This window comes from Plantibacter sp. MMLR14_011 (assembly GCF_001865025.1).
GTDB lineage: Bacteria > Actinomycetota > Actinomycetes > Actinomycetales > Microbacteriaceae > Plantibacter > Plantibacter flavus_A.
Genome location: NZ_MJGW01000062.1, coordinates 1 through 408, shown reverse-complemented (window position 1 = coordinate 408; position 408 = coordinate 1). Strand labels below are relative to the sequence as shown.

General features: G+C 66.4%; 1 protein-coding gene. It reads right to left on the bottom strand.

Going from position 1 to position 408, the window contains the following annotated elements; translation table 11 throughout:
- A partial coding sequence (gene secD, locus BIU99_RS16650) for a preprotein translocase subunit SecD (RefSeq protein ID WP_175484426.1) occupies positions 1–408 on the bottom strand: 408 nt, incomplete at both ends.

Genomic DNA, 408 nt, shown 5'->3' with positions numbered 1-408 from the left:
GAACTGCGCGCGACCGCGGTAGACCGCACCGAGGGCCGCCGGGTCGAGCCCGGAGAACCGGTGCCCCTCGTTGAAGAAGCGGCGGCGGGAGATGAGCTGGAGCATCGGGTGGGTGAAGAGGATCACGACCACGATGTCGATGAGCGTCGTGAGGAGCAGCGTGAACGCGAAGCCCTTCACGTCGCTGACCGCGAGCACGTAGAGCACGATCGCGGCGAGGAAGTTGATCGAGTCGGACGCGATGATCGTGCGGAAGGCACGCTTCCACCCGGACTCGACGGCACCCTCGAGGGCCCGTCCGTCGCGAAGTTCGTCGCGGATGCGCTCGAAGTACACGATGAAGGAGTCCGCCGTGATGCCGATCGCGACGATCAGGCCCGCGACACCCGCTAGTGACAGGCGGTAGTC